Below are 17,235 nucleotides of genomic sequence, written 5' to 3'. Positions count from 1 at the left end.
TCCGAACCCGGAAGCTAAGCCTTTCAGCGCCGATGGTACTGCAGGGGGGACCCTGTGGGAGAGTAGGACGCCGCCGAACAAATTTTGATAACGGGAAAGCCCCGCACCATTGGTGCGGGGCTTTTCTGCGTTTACAGGGTCATGCCCTTTCACCTGCCGAGGCCATACCCAGCCAGGTGTGCGGGTTGCCCTGCCAGCACCAGCCCAGTTTCGGGGCGCCCTTGCTGATCCAGAGAGCCGGCACCCGCTTGTCCTTCTCGCGGCGCGATCCCGAGAGCGAATAGCACTTGTTCTTCGCGAGGGTTTCCGGGAACTGCGTGAGCAGGGCAATGCCCTCCTCCAGCGTCAGCCCCGTCCGGGCGCGCGATTTCAGGGCTGCCATCGCGTCCAGCGGGACCGCCGAGCAGAACTCCTCGCCGCGCTCCACGTCGAAGACGACGTACACCGGTGAGTCCGGTGCCCCCGACTCCTTCACCGTGACGAACTGCTCCAGCTCGCCCGGCTTGAAGGTCCACTCGATGACCCCCGGTTTCGTCTTCCCCGCCAGCGTCGTCAGCGGTAGTGATTCCTCGACGGCGACCAGTTCGCGCGTCACCACCAGGAGGAACGGCACGCGCTCCGCGGTGGGCGCGGCCATCGGCTCCGCCCGTTTCGTCACCTGCGCGCGCAGCGGCTCGACGAGTTCACGGAACTCGGCCTCGGTTCGGCCGGCCAGGGGCGCGTACCCCTGGGACAGCAGTGTCTGGACCTGGCGGTCGAACTCGTTGCTCACGTCGGCAACCTGCATGGGCAGCACCCTCTCGGAGAAGTAGCCTTGTGGGAAATTTACGTGCGACGTAAAGTTACGCCGCGACTGTCCGCGTGGTCAAGGGTAAATTTACGTCGGAGGTAAGATTCTTCGTATGCGTACAGGGACGAGCGTTGAGGCAGGGCCCGCCATGGGGCTTCGGGAGTCCAAGAAGTACGAGACGAGGCAGCTCATCTCGGACCATGCGACCCGGCTGTTCATGGAGAAGGGCTTCGAGGCGACCACCATCGCGGACATCGCGGTGGCGTCCCGGGTGGCCAAGAAGACGGTCACCAACTACTTCGCCCGCAAGGAGGACCTGGCGCTCGACCACCAGGGGGAGTTCGTCGCCGGGCTCGCGCGTGCGGTCGCCGGGCGGGGCGTGGGGGAGTCCGCGCTCGCCGCGCTGCGGCGGGAGTTCCTCGCCGGGGTCGAGCGCCGGGACCCCGTGATCGGCTTCGCGGGGGAGCGGTTCTGCCGGATGATCGCCGACAGCCCGACCCTCACGACCCGCCTGCGTGATCTGCACGACCAGCGGGAGGAGGCCCTCGCCCACGTCCTGGCGGAGGAGGCCGGTGTCGCGGGTGACGACTTCGGGACGTACGTTGTTGCCGCCCAACTGGGCTCCGTGCAAAGGGCGTTGTTCCAGCGCATCATGCGGCTGACCCTGGCGGGCCGGTCGGCGGACGAGGTGGCTGCCGAGGTGGCGGAGGACGGGAGGCGGGTCTTCGGTCTGCTGGAGGCGTCCTTCGGTGATTACGCGGTGAGGACTGCTTCCAGATCGTCATCGTGAACTTCAGGTCCGGTCCGCCCCGGACGTGGCGACGGCCTCGCAGTTCTCGGGTGTGGCGGGCCTGCGGTCCGCGAGGCCGACGGGCGTGTTGTCCGCGGCGCCGATCATGTGCGGGCCGTCGACCACGGTTTCGGTGCTGGCCGTGTAGTTGACCTCGGCCCCGTCCAGGGACGGGGCGTTGAGCTGCGCGAAGGGTTTCACGAAGGGTTTGTCGAGTTCGGCCAGGGTGTAGTGGAAGCTGGTCCCGTCCGAGGCGGGGAGCTTCAACGGCCGCTGTGGGGAGGCGGGTTGGTAGGGGCTGGTGGTGGCGGGGTCGTCGGCGGGCGGTGCCCCCGGAGGGGTGGACGTACCGCTGCTGGAACCGGCCCCCGGAGCCGGTGCGGAAGCGGCAGGGGGCCGTCCTTCGGTCGAGGAGCCCGGCTGGGCGCCCGCTGCCGTGTTCGGCGGGGGTGTTGCGCGGTTGCCGCCCGTCGCGAGGGTGGCCGCGGCTGTGATCACTGCCGCCGGGAGGGCGGCGAACATGGTGAGCCAGACAGGGAAGTGCTGGTGGCTGGAGAGGCGCTGCCACAGGGACGGCGGGCCGGGGCGTGGGGGCGTCGGCGGTGGACTCGGGAACCCTGCGCTCACTGGCCCTCCCGGAGGTTGGGAGGACCGCCGTAGCCAACAGCCCTGCTGGTCACCAGGAGTTGGCGGCCTTCCGGACAGCCGGTTGACACGGAGGTCGACTGTCCGGAACGTCTTGCCCCCAGCAGGTCGCGTCCAGGCGGGCCCGTTGGGCGGGGGAGTCAGTGGCGGTGGGTGCCGGTCAGTGAGGCCGGGGCGTGGTGATCGCCGCGGGCCAGGATTTCGCCCGCGACCCAGGATTCGACGCCCCGGTCCTCCAGGGTGGCGAGGGCGACGTCGACCGATTCCTGGGGGACGACGGCGATCATGCCGACGCCCATGTTGAGGGTCTTCTCCAGTTCCAGGCGCTCGACCTGGCCGGCCTGGCCGACGACGTCGAAGACGGCGCCGGGGGTCCAGGTGGAACGGTCGACCGTAGCGTGCAGGTGCTCCGGGATGACCCGGGCCAGGTTGTTGGCCAGGCCGCCGCCGGTGACGTGGCTGAACGCGTGGACCTCGGCGGTACGGGTGAGGGCCAGGCAGTCCAGCGAGTAGATCTTCGTCGGCTCAAGCAGCTCCTCACCGAGGGTGCGGCCGAACTCGGCCACCTCCCGGTCCAGGGACCAGCCCGCACGGTCGAACACGACGTGCCGCACGAGCGAGTACCCGTTGGAGTGAAGACCGGAGGAGGCCATCGCGATCACCGCGTCGCCCTCCCGGATCCGGTCCGCGCCCAGCAGCCGGTCGTACTCCACGACACCGGTGCCCGCGCCCGCCACGTCGAAGTCGTCCGGGCCCAGCAGGCCCGGGTGCTCCGCCGTCTCGCCGCCGACCAGGGCGCACCCGGCCAGCACACAGCCCTCGGCGATGCCCTTGACGATCGCGGCGACACGCTCGGGATGCACCTTGCCGACACAGATGTAGTCGGTCATGAACAACGGCTCCGCGCCGCAGACGACGAGGTCGTCCACGACCATGCCGACGAGGTCGTGGCCGATGGTGTCGTACACGCCCATCTGCCGGGCGAGATCGACCTTCGTACCGACACCGTCGGTCGCGGAGGCGAGCAGCGGACGCTCGTAGCGCCGGAGGGCGGAGGCGTCGAAGAGACCGGCGAACCCGCCGAGGCCACCCAGGACCTCGGGACGCTTCGTCTTCTTCACCCACTCCTTCATCAGCTCCACGGCGCGATCGCCGGCTTCGATGTCGACGCCCGCGGACGCGTAGGTGGAGGGGGAGGTCGTCATGCGCGGGTCGCTTTCGGGGAGTTGGGGCGAGCGGGGTGGTGTCACCACGAAGCCGCGTCGTCGAACGACGTCGGGGCGGGGTGGAAGCCGAGGCCCTTGCGGGCCGCGTCCAGGGCGAGGGTCCGTTCCTCGGCGAGGTGGCTGATCGCGTACCGGGTGATGCGCGGCGGGCCGGGCCGCCGGGCCAGTCGCCAGGCGGTCTCCGCCGCGGTGGCGGCCCAGGACGCGGCGCCCTTCGGCAGCGGGCGCAGTTGTACGCGCAGGCCGCGTGCCGCGAGCAGGTCGCGCAGGGCTTCGCCGATGGGGACGGGGTCCGCGTCGGCGATGTTGTACGTACCCGGTGCCGTGGCCCCGTCGCAGGCCAGCAGTGCCGCGTCGGTCAGATTGCGGATGTGGGTGAGCGACTGGAGGGCGGTGCCGTCGCCCGGCAGCAGCAGCAGGCGGCCGCCGCGCACCGCGCCCAGCACGCGGGGCAGGAGCGTGCGGTCGCCCGGGCCGTAGACGGCGTGCGGGCGCAGGACGACGGTGTCCGGTCGGCCGGACAGTGCCCGTTCGGCGGCTGCCTTGGAGGCCGCGTACGGGGTGAGGTAGCGGCGGACCGGGGCCAGTTCCTCGTCGGCCAGCACGGTGGGCACGAACGGGTCGTAGACGCTGGCGGTGGAGATGTGGACCAGGCGTGCGCCGGGGAAGGACGCCGCCACGTTCCGGGTGCCGGTGAGGTTGGCGTGCCAGACCGGAGCGGGCGGGCCCCAGTCGCCGACGGCTGCGGCGGCGTGCACCACCGCGTCCACCCGGGGCGCCCCGGGCCAGGGGCCGGTGGTGAGGTTCCAGTCGGTGCGGGTGAGCGCGTGGACCGTCCAGCCCCGGTCGGCCGCCGCGCGGCACACCGCGCCACCGACGAATCCGCGCGCTCCGGTCACGGCGATCCTCATGACGTCTCCTCCGCCGTTGACGGGGCCGAGGCGGCGGCCACGGAGACGCGCTCGCTCAGTCGTTCCCGCAGTGCCGCGCGGTCCGGTTTGCGGGAGCGGCCCGCCGCGGGGATGCGGTCCAGGACGACGACCTCGTCCGGGAGCGCGGCCGCGTCGATGAGGGCGGGGAGCTGTGCACGTACGGCCGGGGCGAGGGAGCCGGCGGGCTCGGTGCCGTCCGGGGTCACGGTCAGGACGACCCGTTCGTCGCCGTAGCGGTCGGGGACGCCCACGATGACGGCCTCCGCGACGCCGGGCAGGGCGGTGACGGCCGGTTCGTACAGGCCGGGGTAGATGTTCGTACGTCCGCGGATCAGCATGTCCTTCTTCCGGCCGAGCAACACCAGTCGCCCGCTCTCCAGCCGGGCGAGGTCCCCGGTGGCGTGTTCGTGCATCGGTGGCTCGCCGAGGTAGCCGCGGCACAGGTTCGGCCCCGACACCAGCAGTTCGCCGTCCGGGGCGGTGCGTACGCCGACGCCGGGCAGCGGGGTGCCGAGGAGGTCCCCGGGGCCGGTGTGCTCCGTCTTCTCCCGGCCGGTGGCCACGGCGACGGGCACGATCTCGGTCATGCCGTACACCGCGAGGAAGTCCACCCCCGGCAGGGCGCGTCCCGCGCGGCGCAGCAGGCCGGGCAGCACCGGTGCGCCGCCGAGGACGATGAGGCGCAGCGTCGCGGGCAGGGCCGCCTCGCCCCGCTCGACGGCCTCGACGACCGCGGGGAGGTCGGCGGGTACGCAGAACGCGTGGGTGGCGTCCGCCAGTCCGCGGGCGAACCGTGCGGGGTCGGCCGACGGTGCGAAACCGTACGGCGGCATGGTCCAGTGGGCCCCGGCGATCAGCGCCGGGATGCCCATCATGAGCTGGTCGGTGTGCAGGACGTCGCTGCCCCGCATGCCCAGGGCGTCGCCGCAGCCCGCCAGGCCCGCGCCGAGCGAACCGCGGGTGTGGACCACCGCCTTGGGCGCGCGGGTGGTGCCCGAGGTGAAGACGACGAGCGCCTCCTGCTCCGGGTCGGCGGGCGGTCGTACGGCCGGGGCCGGACCGGCGGCGAGCCTGCGCGCCGACAGGGCGCGGGCGGGCACCCCGGGCAGCCGTCGGCCCGCGTAGATGTGGCGCACGCCGAGCCGGTGGTACGAGGGCAGGAGCAGCCCGCGTCGGCGGGCGAGCGTACGGCCGTACCGGGCCACCGCGTACAGCAGCGACTCGGCGGCCGCCCAGCGGGGAGCGGCCAACTGGAAGCGTGCGGAGAACAGTTCGGGGCCTGTGCCGGGGTCGGCGAACACCACCGTGCCGCCTGCCGCGATCACGCCCAGGGCCAGGACGACGCCGTCCGGCCCCGGGCGTACGGAGAACAGGACCCGGTCCCCGCGCTCCATGCCCGCCTCGCGCAGCCGGTGCGCGGTGGCCAGCACGGCGCGGGTGAGCTGCGCGTAGCTGAGGGTGCGGCCGTCGGGGCCGGTGAGGGCGGGGGCGGGGCCCTGCCGGGCGGCGCTGTCGAACAGGGCGCTCAGGAGGTCCGTTCCGGTGCCGGGGCCCGGCGTGGTGCGAGGGTCGGGGCCCGGCGTGGTGCGGGTGTCGGGCGACTCGGTCACTGCGGGCTCCGGAGCTTCAGGTCGAGCCGGGCGTACCCGGGGATCAGGACGCGGCGGGCCGCGCGGCGGCCGGTGATCTCGGTGGGCCCGGCGGCGAGGACGGTGTTCAGTACGGCGTGCACCTGGGCCATGGCCAGGGGCATTCCCAGGCAGAAGTGCGGGCCCGCGCCGAACCAGAGGCGGCGCAGTTCCGGCGGGTGGGGGCGCTCGGGGGCGAAGGGACCGTACGCCTGCGCGCACAGCAGGGTCGCGATGACGACGCGGTCTCCGGCCGCCACCGGGACGCCGCCGACGGTGGTCGCGGCGGCGACGCTGCGCAGCATCACCGGCGAGGGCACGGTGACGCGCAGCGCCTCCTCGACGACGGCGTCCAGGCCGGGACCCGCGTGGCTGTCGTCCCCGCTCAGGAGTCCGGGACCGTTCAGTCGGCCGGTGTCGTGGCAGAGCGCGACGAGGCGCGGGATGAAGGAGACCAGGGTCTCCGTGCCGGTGAGGAGGAAGGCGCCGACGGCCCCTCTGGCCTCCTCCTCGCTGAGGCCCAGTCCGCGCAGGCGGCCCGGCAGGGTCTCCTCGGAGCCCTCGCGGTAGGCGGTCACCGCGGCGGCCGTCAGATTCCCCAACACCGCACGGGCCCGAGTGATTTGACGGCCCGTCATGGAGTGCCGCCACAGTCGCACCATCCCGGTGACCTCGGCAGCCTGGGCGTGTGCCGCGGCGAACCGGCCCGGATCGACCGGCATGCCGACGATCTCGCAGATGGCCGCGCCCGCACAGGTCTGGGCGACGCGGACCAGGTCGACCTCCTCGCCCGCACGCAGCCGGTCGGCGAGTTCGGCGAGCGGCTGGGTCAGGACACGGGCGCAGAGCTCGGCGACGTACCCGGGAGTGAAGAGCCCGGAGAGGCGGCGGCGCAGTGCCGTGTGGTCGGGTCCCTCCATGTTGAGGAGCACGGAGGGGCCGAGCACGGGGGTCCACAGGTCGGCGGGCGAGCCCGGCCCCGTCTTGGTGAAGTGCTCGGTGTCACACAGCACGTCGCGGGCGAGGGCGGCGTCGCTGACGACCACGCCGACGCGCGGCACGCGCACCACGGGACCGCGCGAGCCGACGGCCCGCAGCAGACGGTAAGCGACGGGGTGCGCGGCGTTCTGGAGGCGCTGCTCCCACGGGTTGTCGGGCGGGGCGAGGACCGTCGTCATCGGATGTCCACCACCTCGGGCCGGTACCGGTGGTCGGCGTACCAGCCGAGCGTGCGGCGCAGACCCCAGGCGCGGACCCGCCGGGCGGACCCGGCGACACGCACGTCGCGCCGTACCCCGTACGCGGGGGTCAGCTTGCGGACCGCGTTGACCAGCGCCCGGTCCTCGTGGGTCTCTTCGATCGCGGTGCGGGGGAAGCCGCCGGCGCGCTCGTACAGGTCGGCCGCGACGGCCATGTTGCAGCCCGGCGCCATCACGTACGGGCCCAGGTAGTCCGGGCCGCGGTTGCCCGGCCTGAACCGTCCGAAGAGCGCCGCGATCTCGGTGGCGCCGACGAGTGCCGCGCGGCGCAGCGGCGGCAGCGGTGCCTCGTCGGTACGGGGGCGCAGGCGGCCCGCGACCAGTTGGAGACCGTCGTCGAAGGCCGCCCGCACCCGGGCGGTCCAGTCGGCGGCGGGCAGACAGTCGGCGTCGGTACGGGCCAGGTGGGTGGCGCCGTGCGCGATGGCGTAACGCATGCCGGTGTCGGCGGCGGCCCCGGTGCCCTTGCGGGACTCGTGGACGAGGTGCAGGCCGCCGGGGAAGCCGAACCCCTTGACGACGTCGGAGGTGCCGTCGGTGGAGTTGTTGTCCACCACGACGAGGGTGAAGTCGCGGTCGGTCTGGGCGGCGAGGGCCCGCAGCGTCGCGGTGATGCCCGGCGCCTCGTTGTACGCGGGGACGACTACCCAGAGGTTCACAGTCGGATCACGCTCATTCCCATGCTGATGCCGCCGGCCAGGCCGACCAGGGCGACGAGGTCGCCGACTTCGGCCCGCCCGCTCTCGCGGGCCCGTACGAGTTGGAGGGGCAGGCTCGCCGCGGCCGTGTTGCCGTGCTCGGTGACGGTGACGGTGATCTTGTCCAGGGGCAGCCCGAAGCGGTCGGCGAGCTGGTCGAGGTAGGGCTTGGACACCTGGTGGACGCAGATGGCGGCCATGTCCTGCCAGCCGACACCGAGACGCTCCAGGGTGTCGTCGAGGATCTGCGGGCCGAGCTGTTCGAAGGCGCGGCGCAGCCCCACACCGTCGAGGCGGAAGTAGGTGTGTTCGTCGCCCCGGGGATGGGCGGAGCCTCCGGAGGCCAGCGTGCCGACGCTCCAGGACCGGGAGTCGGCGGTGAACCCGCTGCCGAGGACGCCGGGTTCGTCGGACGCCTCGACCAGGAGCGCCGCACCCGCGTCGGACATGGTGTAGCCGGGGATCGCCGAGAGGTAGGTGCGCAGGTCGGGCACCGACCAGCGGACGGCGCGCGAGGGGGACTCGCCGCAGGCGACGAGAACGCGGCGGTAGGAGCCCTGGGCGATGAGGGCGTGCGCGGTCTCCAGCGCGTTGAGCACGCTGTTGCAGGCGTTCTTCACGTCGAAGACGGGGCAGCGCAGGTCCAGTTGGTCGGCGACCATGTGGGAGGTCGCCGGTTCGATCATGTCCTGGCTGGCGGCGGCGAAGATGAGCAGGTCGATGCTGCCGGGGTCGGTTCCCGTCTCGGCGAGCAGTTTGCGGGCGGCGGCCGCGGCCAGATCGGACGCCTGCCAGTCGTCGGGCATGGTGTGCAGCCGTTCGACGCCGGTGAGGCGGTGGACCAGGCCGGGCGGTGGTCTGAATCCGGCGCTGGAGGCGGCCACCCGGTGCTCGGTCTCCGTCGTGGAACGGACGGCTTCGGGCAGGTGGACCGTCACCCCGGCGAGCCGGGCGTGGGTGTGAGGCATGGAGCTGGTCTCCCGTCAGACGAGGGTCACGGTCAGCCGGTCGTACGAAGGAATGACCACGCGGCGGCTGTAGCGGCGCTCCACCACCCGCCAGGGCCGCCCGACGGCAGTCAGGGTCTCCAGGGTCCGGCCGATCTCCGCCCGGGCTATCGCGGAGCCCAGGCAGTGGTGGCGGCCGGCGCCGAACCACAGCTGGCGGTTGGCCGGTTCGGCGGGCCGGTCCAGCCGGAACCCTCCGGTGAGGCTGTTGGCGGTGTAGTTGAGCAGGGTGATCCGGTCACCGGCCCTGAGGGTCCGGCCGGCGAGCCGTACGTCGTGGCGGACCGTCCTGCCGATGACCGGGGCGGGGGCGGTCACCCGCAGGCCCTCGCGGACCGCGTCCGGGACCCGGTCGGGCGCCGCCACCAGCGTGTGCTGCTCGCCGGTGTCGTGGAGCAGGGCCACGGTCCTGGTGATCGCGCTCGCCGCGGTCTCGGTGGCCGCGATGCCCACCAGCGCCGCCATTCCGGCCGTCCGCCCGGCGTCCAGGCCGACCTCGCGGCAGAGCCCGATGAGGTGGTCGGGGGACTCGGTGTGCCAGATCTTCTCCACGTGGCCGGTGAGCCTGCCGACGATGTCCCGGCCGCGGGCCACGGTCGCCGGGGTCAGGTCGCCGCCCGCGGAGGCTTCGAGGGAGAGGGCGGCCAGTTCGCGGGCGGTGGCGAAGACGCGTTCGTACGCCGCGTCGTCGGTGCCGGTGACGGGGACCCGCAGCAGCTCGGTGACGATCCGGCCGACGACCGCCCGGCCCAGGGCCGCGACGTCCACGGGCCGGCCGGCGGCCAGCTGGGCGCGGGCCTCGGCGAGCCGGGGGCCGATGGTGCGGTCGACCAGGTCGCGGGCGGCGCTCTCGCCGAAGAGCTCGCGGGTGCCGGCGCGCAGGGCCCGGTGCCCCTCCCCGTCGAAGAGGTCGTCGACCCAGTCGCCCAGGAGCTGGGCCCAGAGCCGGCCGACGCCGCCCCGGTCCAGGACGGTGAAGTTCTTCTGGTCGGTGAGGACGGCCCGCGCCGTCGCCGCGTCGGCGGTCAGCCAGCCGATGCGGGGCACGTACTTCAGCGGCCGGGCCAGTCGGCCGGCGTGGAGCAGGAGCGGGAGAACGGGACGGCTGGCTGCCAGCACGCGAAGTTCGTGCAGCTCGGCGCGGTTCATGGGTGTGGGTGATCCATCTCGTCGTCGTGCGGACCGCGGGGGCCGGGGCCTGCCGGATGCGTCGCTGTGCGGACCGGTGAAGGCGGGGCCTGCCGGATGCGTCGCTGTGCGGACCGGTGGAGGCGGGGCCTGCCGGATGCGTCGTCGTGCGGACTGCGGGAGCCCCGGGGCCTGCCGGTCGTGTCGTGGCCCGCCGCGGGGATGGCCCGCCGCGGGGCCCTTCCCCCTTCAGGGGGAGGGAGGGAAGGGCCCTGCGGCAGGAGGCGGGGCCGGGGGGTCAGCCCGCCTGGGGAGGGAAGAGCGCTGCCATGCCGTCGATCGACTCGGGCCCGTACCCGACGGAGCCGACCGGCACCCGGGACTTGGTGGCCTCGATGACCTTGGCGGTCCACACGGGGCCGAAGCCGCCGCACAGTTCGATGAGCTGGATGCCCTCGTCGACCAGGGCGGCCGCCACCGCGGGCGCCTGCGCGGGGTCCGCCATGCCGACCAGGACGGCACGGAAGCCGTCGCGCTCGATCACGGACCGGTCCTGGTCGGGGTCGAGCCCGCGTCCGGTGAAGAGGAATCCGAAGGCGTCGAGTGCCATGCTTATCGCTCCTTGATCTGCTGGGGCAACCGGGGAGACCGGGCCAGCTCTGCCACTACTTCGTCGGCCACTTCGGCCAGGTTCAGCCTGCCCAGGGCGGGGCCGGTGGACGGCTGGACGCCGTACCACTTCTCCAGGTCGGCGACCAGGACGGAACTCGTCATCGAGTCGATGCCGAAGGCGCTCAGCGGTACCTCCGGGTCGAGTTCGGCCGGTTCCATCTCCAGGAGTTCGGCCACCGCCAGGCGCAGCCGCTCCGTCACCAGTTCGGCGGTGATGTCCTGTGCGGTGCTCATGCCGTGCTCTCCGTCCGTCGGCTGGACCACTGGGCCAGCGGCACCAGTTCTCCGTTTTTGACCTGCTCCGCGCACGAACGGCGGCGGATCTTCCCGCTCGTCGTACGGGGGATCTTGTTGCGCGGCACCGCGTACACGCTGACGGCGGCGGGCAGCACCTTCGCGACGGCGATGCCCGCGGCGCGGACCGCGGCGGCGAGTTCGTCCGCGTCCCGCACGATGGTCTCCAGGACCACCGCCACGCCCCGGTCGTCCTCGCCGAGCGGCCAGGCGGCGGCGCGCTGTTGGGCGAAGGCCGGGTGGGAGTCCAGCGCGACGGCCTCGGCGTCCTGCGGGAAGTAGTTCTCCCCGCCGATGATCAGTACGTCCTTGATGCGGCCGGTGACGAACAGCTCGCCCCCGTCGACGAAGCCGAGGTCCCCGGTGCGGACGTACGTCCGCCCGGCAGCGCCCTCGTCCCCGGCCACCTGCGCGGCGAAGGTCTCCGCCGACTCCTGCTCGCGCCCCCAGTAGCCGCCGCAGTTGCCGGGGGAGTCGACCCAGATCTCGCCGACGACGCGGTCGGCGAGGACGTGGTGGGTCTGCGGGTCGACGACGGCGATCGTGACGTCGTTCACCGCGGTTCCGCAGCCGACGAGTTCGACGGCCTCGCCCGCGACGGTGGTCAGGACCGCCTTGCCCTCCGCGAGCGCGTCGCGCTCGTACCGGCCCACGACCGTGGGCACCAGGGAGGGGCTCAGGCTCACCGCGAGGGTGCACTCCGCGAGCCCGAACCCGGGGGAGAAGGTCTCCTCCCGGAAGAGGCTCACCCGGAACGCCTCGGCGAACCGCTGCTGGGTGGCGGCCCGCACCGGCTCCGAACCGTTGACCGCGACCCGCCAGGTGGAGAGGTCGAGGGCGGCCCGCGCCTCCTCGGACACCCGGTTGACGCACATGTCGTACGCGAAGTCGGGTGCGGCGGTGAACACGTCGTCCTCCGCGGCGATGGCACGCAGCCACACCTTCGGGTCGCGGACGAACGTCGCCGGTTCCATGGTGACCGTACGGGCGTCGGAGACCAGCGGCAGCACCACGGCGGTGCACAGCCCCATGTCGTGGAAGAACGGCAGCCAGCTGACGATGGTGGTGGTCGGCTCGACCTCGCAACGGTCGCGCATCGCGGCCTGGTTGGCGACCAGGTTGCCGTGGCCGACGATCACGCCGCGCGGATCCCCGGTGGACCCCGACGTGTACTGGAGCAGTGCCGTGGCCGCCGGGTCGAGCGCGGCCGCGTCCGGCAGCGGGGCCGCGTCGGGCGCGGGGTCGTCCTGGCGTACGGAGACCCAGCGCACCCCGGGCAGCAGGTCGGCGTCGGCCTCCTCGGCGTCCTGCGCGGTGGAGACGAGCACGGCCAACGGGGCGCAGTCGCCGCAGATCGACTCCAGGCGTTCGGCGCGGGTGGTGGTGCCCGCCCTGGCCGCGGTACGGAACGCGGGCACCGGTACGGCGATCATGCCCGCGTACAGGCAGCCCAGGAAGCCGATGTGGAAGTCGAGCCCGGGCAGGGCGGGCACGATCACGCGGTCCCCGGCGCTGCCGGTCTCGCGCAGTACGGCGGCCAACGCCCGCGCCCGCAGGTCGAGTTCGACCGGGTTCAGGGCCTCGATCACCTCGCCCGACGCGTCGAGCGCCGTGACCACCGGACGGTCCGCGTCGGGGCCGGTGGTGCGGGTCAACAGGGCCTCGACGATGGTGCGTGCTTCCCGACCGCTGTGCGCCGGGGCCGGCGGCCGGGTCGCGGTCGCCTCGGTGGGGGTGTTCACTGCTGTGCTCCTTGTTCGGTGGTGGCTCGGGACGCCAGGGCGACGCCGGGGCTGACCCCCGGCACGGACGAGGACAGGGGCGCCGGGAAGGCGGCCGGGACGGCGGTCGGGTAGCGGCCGGTCAGGCAGGCGGTGCAGTAGCCGGAGGAGTCGCCCCCCACGGCCTCGGTGAGCAGGTCCAGCGACAGGAACGCCACGCTGTCGCAGCCGAGCCGCTCCGCCATCTCGGTGATCGGCATCCGCTGGGCGAGCAGTTCCTCGGGGCGTCCGGTGTCGATGCCGTAGAAGCAGGGCCACCGGTACGGCGGGGAGGCGACCCGCAGGTGCACCTCCGTGGCACCGGCCTCGCGCAGCAACTGGGTCACCGTGCGCATCGTGGTGCCCCGTACGAGCGAGTCGTCCACGAGGACCACCCGCTGCCCGGCGACGGCGTCCGCCACGGGGGCGAGCTTGCGCCGCACCGTGTTCTCCCGGGCCGCCGGATCACCGGCGATGAAGCTGCGGCCGACCGCTCCGGGCCGCAACAGGCCCTGGACGACGGAGAGTCCGGCCCGCTCGGCGTAGCCGTCGGCGGCGACCCGGGCGGTCTCCGGGGTGGCCACGACGACCGGGCGCGGCGATCCGCCGACCGGCGCGTGGTCGGCCAGGGCCTGGCCCGCCCGGTAGCGCGCCCGGTAGACGCTGCGGCCGGAGAGCGTGGAGTCGGCGCGGGCGAAGTAGACGTACTCGAAGAGGCAGGCGGCCGTCTTCGCGTCCGGCACCTCGATGCGGCTGCTCGCCGTGCCGTGGGCGCCGATGGACAGCACCTCCCCGGGCTCCAGTTCACGGACCACCTCGCCGCCGACGGCGGTGAGGGCGGCCGTCTCGGAGGCCAGCAGCCAGGTGTCGCCGCGCCTGCCGAGGGCCAGCGGGCGGAACCCGTGCGGGTCGCGGACGCCGTACAGGTTCTCGCCGTCGGTCAGGACGAGGGCGTACGCGCCCCGCAGCCTCGGCAGCACCTCGTGCAGTGCCGTGGGGACGTCCACGCCCCGCGCCGCGCGCTCGGCGAGCAGCAGCCGGGCGAGGAGTTCGCTGTCGGTGGACCACAGCGCGGGGTCCACGGCGTCGGCGCCGGGGGCCGTGTGCGGGTCCACCAGCGTGCCGTTGTGGGCCAGCGCCAGCGGCGGCCCGTCCAGCATCACCGGCTGGGCACCGGCCAGGCCGTCCCGGGCGCCGTGGGTGGCGTACCGGACGTGGCCGACCGCCACCGGGCCCTCGGGGAGCCCGTCGAGGTCGGGGAGGGCCTGGGCGACGGTGCCCGCACCGTGCCGGGCGATCAGGGCGTCGCCCGTGCCGACGGCGATTCCGGCGCTCTCCTGGCCCCGGTGCTGGAGGGCGACGAGCATCTCCCGCACCGGGGCGGCGTGCGGGCCCGAGGGGCCCCACACACCGGCGATGCCGCAGGCCTCACGGGGCTTGTCGGCGTCGTGCGGGCCCGCGTTCATGAGACGTCTCCGCCCGCGTCCAGCCAGGCGGTGAAGGCTGCGAGGTCCGGCAGGATCACGGTGGAGCAGGAGAGCACCGCCAGGTTCTGCCGCATGTCCGTGATGGTGACGACGGTGCGTCCCGCCCGGTGCGCGGAGAGCATCTCGGCGGCGGTGCCCATGCTGGGCTCGTGGCCGGGCAGCCAGGCCACGCAGACGTCGCTCTCGGCGGCCAGCCGGGTGAGCCGGTGGAACAGCTCGGTCAACTCCCGCAGCTCGGGGGCGAGTTCGTCGTGACGTACGACCGGCTGGTCGGCGAGCGCCGCGTGTGCGGCCCGTACGTCGGCCGGGTGCGAGCCGAGCCATTCGGCCATCACGACACCGGGGTCGTTGATGACGGCGTCGGGCCGCCGGGCGCGCAGGCAGTCGGTGAGCTGCTCCCGGTAGGACTGGTCGGTGAGGTGCGCGCCGGTGCGCGCTCCCTGCATGGTGCCCGCGAGGAAGTACGACCGGGTCTGCCGTACCGTCTCGGTCGCGGCGGCGGCGGTCATTCGTCCTCCAGGGAGTAGGGCGCCAGGTTCAGCTCGGCGGGGGCGGCGGCGCGGTGGATGGCCGCCGCTTCGAGCAGGAACGCGATCACTTCGTCCTGCGGCGCGGACACCGCGTCGGCCACGACCTCCAGGTCGCGCTGGAAGTGGGCCTGGCCGTGGGTGGCGACCGCGCCCTGGTTGTCCTTGGTGATCAGCAGCGCCCGGTCCTCGGCGATGCCCGCGGGCTTGCCGGCCAACGGCAGGATCAGCTCGGCCATCTGCCGGGTGGCCGGGTGGAGCACCCGTACGGAGACGCTGTGCTGCTCGGGGTGGACCAGCAGCGGGCGTATCCAGTCCGCGGGCGGGGGCACGGTCGCCAGCTGCGACTCGGGCCGCATGGTGAATGACCGGGACGCCACGTTGTGCCCGCGTCGCGGGCTGAAGCGCAGGTAGTCGAGGCGAATGACGTCGTCGTCGAGCGTCCAGGTGGCCCGGGCCCGGCCGGGGGCCGTGCTCCCGTTCGCCCGTACGCGGTACGGATAGGCGTCGACGACCACGCGCACCACACCGTCGACCGCGGCCGAGCGGTCGAGCCGCAGCGGCTCGCCGTGCAGGAGGTAGGGGTCCAGGATGACGACGCCGTCGTGCCCCCGGTAGACGGCGGCGACGTGCCGCCCGTCGATCAGGTACTCGGCGGTGACGCCGGTCCGCTCGGCCACCATGCGCCCGGCGGCGAAGGACTGCCAGGCGCAGGACAGCCCGAAGCGCGGCGGGGCGGCCCGGGTGCCGAAGTACTCGTGGAACTGTGAGGCGCTGTTGTAGGGAATACCGACCAGGACTTCGTCGAGGACGTCCTTCTGTACGTCGATCAGCAGTGACGCGCCGAGGGTCTTCACTTGCGGCCTCCCTGGAAGAGCGCTGCGGCCTGCTCCAGCAGGGAGGGCCGGTGTGCGTACGTGGTGTCCTGGCCGCCGAGCAGCGCCAGGTGGTCGCGGAGCACCCGGAGGTAGGTGAGCAGCTCGAACTGGGTGAGGTTGCGCGGCGAGTCGAGGAACTTGATGCCGCCGGTGAGGTCCACGCCCCGGCGACGCTTCTTCTCGTCGAACGCGCGGGCCGTCTCCGGGTCGGTCTCCCGCGCCTTGAGGTAGGCGGCGATCACCCTCGACTGGAGTTCCACGGTCGGGAAGTGACCGCCGGTTCCGTCGGTCATTCCCGCGATGAAAAGGTCGTCGTAGCGCGGCGAGAAGGCGAGCAGGTAGAAGTCCGGCCGCCCCTTGACCCAGTCGAGGTGCTGCTCCTCGATGAACGGAATGTGAATTCTGAATCCGGTCGCGAGAATAATCGTGTCGAATTCTTCGGACGTACCGTCGGAGAATTCCACGAACTTTCCGTCGAACCGGACGGGAGCGGGGCGCACCTTCACCCGCCCGTGCGCGCAGTAGTACGGCAGCAGGGAGTTGACGATCGGCGGTGATTCCAGCGGCTCGTGATCGGGCTTGGGCAGCCCGAACTGTTCGGGGCTGCCGATGCTCAGCTTCAGCATCGTCCGGTAGACGAACCGTGCCACGGGGGCGGGCAGACGGAAGTTCTGGCTCGATTCCGAGACCTGGTCCGCCGGCTTTCCGAAGATGAACTTCGGGAAGAAGTAGTAACCCCGTCGCATGCTGATGGCGACATCGTCGGTGACCCCCGCGGCCTCCACCGCGATGTCGCAGCCGGAGTTGCCCGCGCCGACGACGAGCACCCGCTTCCCGCGGAGCTCGGCGGGGTTGGTGTAGTCACGGCTGTGCAGGATCTCCCCGTCGAACTTCCCCTCGAACGACGGGGTGTGGGGATGCCAGTTGTGGCCATTGGCAATGATCAGCGCGCTGTGTTCCTGGGTGTGGCCGTCCGCAGTGGTGACGCGCCAGCCGTCGGAGAGCCGCTCGATCTTGGTGACGTCGGAGTCGAACCGGATGAGGCGCCGAAGGTCGAACCGCTCGGCGTACTGCCGCAGATAGGTCCGCACCTCGCGGTGGCGGGGATAGTCGGGGAGCTCACGGCTCATGGGCAGGTCGGAATAGCCGGTCACCTCACGCGAAGTGATGGTGTGCGTGTTCTCGTAAACAGAACTCCGCGGATTCTCGATGTCCCAGATGCCGCCCACGTCGGAGTGGGATTCGTACGCCATACAGGGAATGTTCAGGTCGCTGAGGCTTTTCAGGGAGGCGAGTCCAGAAGGACCGGCTCCGATGACGGCGACCGGCCGTGGCTCCGTCTGCGGTTTTGACACGTGTTGCTCCCCGTTGGAGGTGGTGACGTGAACTCGGCACTCCCGATGCACCCGAAGTGCCAACCTCAGACTCCAACAACCGGGCCCCTTGACTCCAGTTAGTTTCAAGGACTTTCAAGTGACGGCAGAAATGAGGTCGTAACTTGACTTCGGTGCCGC

At 72.6% G+C, this 17,235-nt stretch carries 17 protein-coding genes and 1 rRNA gene; 2 read left to right on the top strand and 16 right to left on the bottom strand.

The genetic code is table 11. From position 1 onward, the window contains the following. Nucleotides 1–79 (top strand): 5S ribosomal RNA (rrf, locus tag ACIO3O_RS17785); the annotation flags it as partial. A 60-nt stretch (nucleotides 80–139) separates the two neighbouring features. On the opposite strand, the gene ACIO3O_RS17780 is transcribed toward rrf, so the two are convergent. Then, a complete protein-coding gene (locus ACIO3O_RS17780) occupies nucleotides 140–787 on the bottom strand; it encodes a DUF5701 family protein (RefSeq protein WP_401746516.1) in 648 nt (215 codons plus the stop codon). Nucleotides 788–902: 115 nt separating this feature from the next. Here ACIO3O_RS17780 and ACIO3O_RS17775 point away from each other — a divergent pair, with 115 nt between their 5' ends. Then, a complete protein-coding gene (locus ACIO3O_RS17775) occupies nucleotides 903–1,580 on the top strand; it encodes a TetR/AcrR family transcriptional regulator (RefSeq protein WP_401746513.1) in 678 nt (225 codons plus the stop codon). Nucleotides 1,581–1,583: 3 nt separating this feature from the next. On the opposite strand, the gene ACIO3O_RS17770 is transcribed toward ACIO3O_RS17775, so the two are convergent. The 15 genes from ACIO3O_RS17770 to ACIO3O_RS17700 form a co-directional block, all read right to left on the bottom strand. Then, entirely contained in the window at nucleotides 1,584–2,207 is a 624-nt protein-coding gene (locus ACIO3O_RS17770; protein ID WP_401746510.1) for a hypothetical protein, read from the bottom strand. A gap of 158 nt (nucleotides 2,208–2,365) precedes the next feature. After that, nucleotides 2,366–3,430 (bottom strand): phosphoribosylformylglycinamidine cyclo-ligase, encoded by a 1,065-nt coding sequence (gene purM / locus ACIO3O_RS17765; protein WP_401746507.1) that lies wholly within the window; start codon nucleotides 3,428–3,430, stop codon nucleotides 2,366–2,368. Nucleotides 3,431–3,471: 41 nt separating this feature from the next. Then, the gene (locus ACIO3O_RS17760; protein WP_401746505.1) at nucleotides 3,472–4,362 is read right to left on the bottom strand and encodes an NAD-dependent epimerase/dehydratase family protein; all 891 of its coding nucleotides are present in this window, start codon (nucleotides 4,360–4,362) and stop codon (nucleotides 3,472–3,474) included. After that, nucleotides 4,359–5,993: a class I adenylate-forming enzyme family protein gene (locus ACIO3O_RS17755; protein ID WP_401746502.1), complete on the bottom strand. Its 1,635-nt coding sequence runs from the start codon at nucleotides 5,991–5,993 to the stop codon at nucleotides 4,359–4,361. Before ACIO3O_RS17755 ends, ACIO3O_RS17760 begins: the two co-directional genes overlap by 4 nt. After that, nucleotides 5,990–7,189: a cytochrome P450 gene (locus tag ACIO3O_RS17750; protein ID WP_401746499.1), complete on the bottom strand. Its 1,200-nt coding sequence runs from the start codon at nucleotides 7,187–7,189 to the stop codon at nucleotides 5,990–5,992. Before ACIO3O_RS17750 ends, ACIO3O_RS17755 begins: the two co-directional genes overlap by 4 nt. After that, nucleotides 7,186–7,929 carry a glycosyltransferase gene (locus tag ACIO3O_RS17745; protein ID WP_401746495.1) on the bottom strand — a complete coding sequence of 248 codons (744 nt, stop codon included), beginning with the start codon at nucleotides 7,927–7,929 and terminating at the stop codon, nucleotides 7,186–7,188. The genes ACIO3O_RS17750 and ACIO3O_RS17745 overlap by 4 nt, the downstream gene beginning before the upstream one ends. Beyond that, on the bottom strand, nucleotides 7,926–8,936 hold the full coding sequence (locus ACIO3O_RS17740) for a 3-oxoacyl-ACP synthase III family protein (protein WP_401746492.1): 1,011 nt from the start codon (nucleotides 8,934–8,936) through the stop codon (nucleotides 7,926–7,928). The genes ACIO3O_RS17745 and ACIO3O_RS17740 overlap by 4 nt, the downstream gene beginning before the upstream one ends. Nucleotides 8,937–8,951: 15 nt before the next feature. Then, on the bottom strand, nucleotides 8,952–10,124 hold the full coding sequence (locus tag ACIO3O_RS17735) for a cytochrome P450 (RefSeq protein WP_401746489.1): 1,173 nt from the start codon (nucleotides 10,122–10,124) through the stop codon (nucleotides 8,952–8,954). Nucleotides 10,125–10,401: 277 nt separating this feature from the next. Further along, nucleotides 10,402–10,713, bottom strand: a complete 312-nt coding sequence (locus tag ACIO3O_RS17730; RefSeq protein WP_401746487.1) for a DUF6506 family protein — start codon at nucleotides 10,711–10,713, stop codon at nucleotides 10,402–10,404. A gap of 2 nt (nucleotides 10,714–10,715) precedes the next feature. Further along, nucleotides 10,716–11,009, bottom strand: a complete 294-nt coding sequence (locus tag ACIO3O_RS17725) for an acyl carrier protein (RefSeq protein WP_401746485.1) — start codon at nucleotides 11,007–11,009, stop codon at nucleotides 10,716–10,718. Further along, entirely contained in the window at nucleotides 11,006–12,811 is a 1,806-nt protein-coding gene (locus ACIO3O_RS17720; RefSeq protein WP_401746483.1) for a fatty acyl-AMP ligase, read from the bottom strand. The genes ACIO3O_RS17725 and ACIO3O_RS17720 overlap by 4 nt, the downstream gene beginning before the upstream one ends. Further along, on the bottom strand, nucleotides 12,808–14,295 hold the full coding sequence (gene purF / locus ACIO3O_RS17715) for an amidophosphoribosyltransferase (RefSeq protein ID WP_401746481.1): 1,488 nt from the start codon (nucleotides 14,293–14,295) through the stop codon (nucleotides 12,808–12,810). The genes ACIO3O_RS17720 and purF overlap by 4 nt, the downstream gene beginning before the upstream one ends. Beyond that, entirely contained in the window at nucleotides 14,292–14,825 is a 534-nt protein-coding gene (locus ACIO3O_RS17710) for a hypothetical protein (RefSeq protein ID WP_401746478.1), read from the bottom strand. The genes purF and ACIO3O_RS17710 overlap by 4 nt, the downstream gene beginning before the upstream one ends. After that, a complete protein-coding gene (locus tag ACIO3O_RS17705; RefSeq protein ID WP_401746475.1) occupies nucleotides 14,822–15,700 on the bottom strand; it encodes a hypothetical protein in 879 nt (292 codons plus the stop codon). Before ACIO3O_RS17705 ends, ACIO3O_RS17710 begins: the two co-directional genes overlap by 4 nt. Next, nucleotides 15,697–17,076, bottom strand: a complete 1,380-nt coding sequence (locus ACIO3O_RS17700; RefSeq protein WP_401746472.1) for a flavin-containing monooxygenase — start codon at nucleotides 17,074–17,076, stop codon at nucleotides 15,697–15,699. The genes ACIO3O_RS17705 and ACIO3O_RS17700 overlap by 4 nt, the downstream gene beginning before the upstream one ends. Between the last annotated feature and the right edge of the window lie 159 nt (nucleotides 17,077–17,235).

Origin of the sequence: Streptomyces sp. NPDC087440, assembly GCF_044744005.1 — a bacterium.
GTDB lineage: Bacteria > Actinomycetota > Actinomycetes > Streptomycetales > Streptomycetaceae > Streptomyces.
Note: the sequence above shows the minus strand (reverse complement) of the source record. Positions and strands in the feature narration are given on the sequence as shown.

What these genes read in the sequence shown, in the direction of transcription:
- ACIO3O_RS17780 (WP_401746516.1), bottom strand. Translation starts at nt 787, where the DNA reads ATGCAGGTTGCCGACGTGAGCAACGAGTTCGACCGCCAGGTCCAGACA.
- ACIO3O_RS17775 (WP_401746513.1), top strand. Translation starts at nt 903, where the DNA reads ATGCGTACAGGGACGAGCGTTGAGGCAGGGCCCGCCATGGGGCTTCGG.
- purM (WP_401746507.1), bottom strand. Translation starts at nt 3,430, where the DNA reads ATGACGACCTCCCCCTCCACCTACGCGTCCGCGGGCGTCGACATCGAA.
- ACIO3O_RS17760 (WP_401746505.1), bottom strand. Translation starts at nt 4,362, where the DNA reads ATGAGGATCGCCGTGACCGGAGCGCGCGGATTCGTCGGTGGCGCGGTG.
- ACIO3O_RS17750 (WP_401746499.1), bottom strand. Translation starts at nt 7,189, where the DNA reads ATGACGACGGTCCTCGCCCCGCCCGACAACCCGTGGGAGCAGCGCCTC.
- ACIO3O_RS17740 (WP_401746492.1), bottom strand. Translation starts at nt 8,936, where the DNA reads ATGCCTCACACCCACGCCCGGCTCGCCGGGGTGACGGTCCACCTGCCC.
- ACIO3O_RS17735 (WP_401746489.1), bottom strand. Translation starts at nt 10,124, where the DNA reads ATGAACCGCGCCGAGCTGCACGAACTTCGCGTGCTGGCAGCCAGCCGT.
- ACIO3O_RS17730 (WP_401746487.1), bottom strand. Translation starts at nt 10,713, where the DNA reads ATGGCACTCGACGCCTTCGGATTCCTCTTCACCGGACGCGGGCTCGAC.
- ACIO3O_RS17725 (WP_401746485.1), bottom strand. Translation starts at nt 11,009, where the DNA reads ATGAGCACCGCACAGGACATCACCGCCGAACTGGTGACGGAGCGGCTG.
- purF (WP_401746481.1), bottom strand. Translation starts at nt 14,295, where the DNA reads ATGAACGCGGGCCCGCACGACGCCGACAAGCCCCGTGAGGCCTGCGGC.
- ACIO3O_RS17710 (WP_401746478.1), bottom strand. Translation starts at nt 14,825, where the DNA reads ATGACCGCCGCCGCCGCGACCGAGACGGTACGGCAGACCCGGTCGTAC.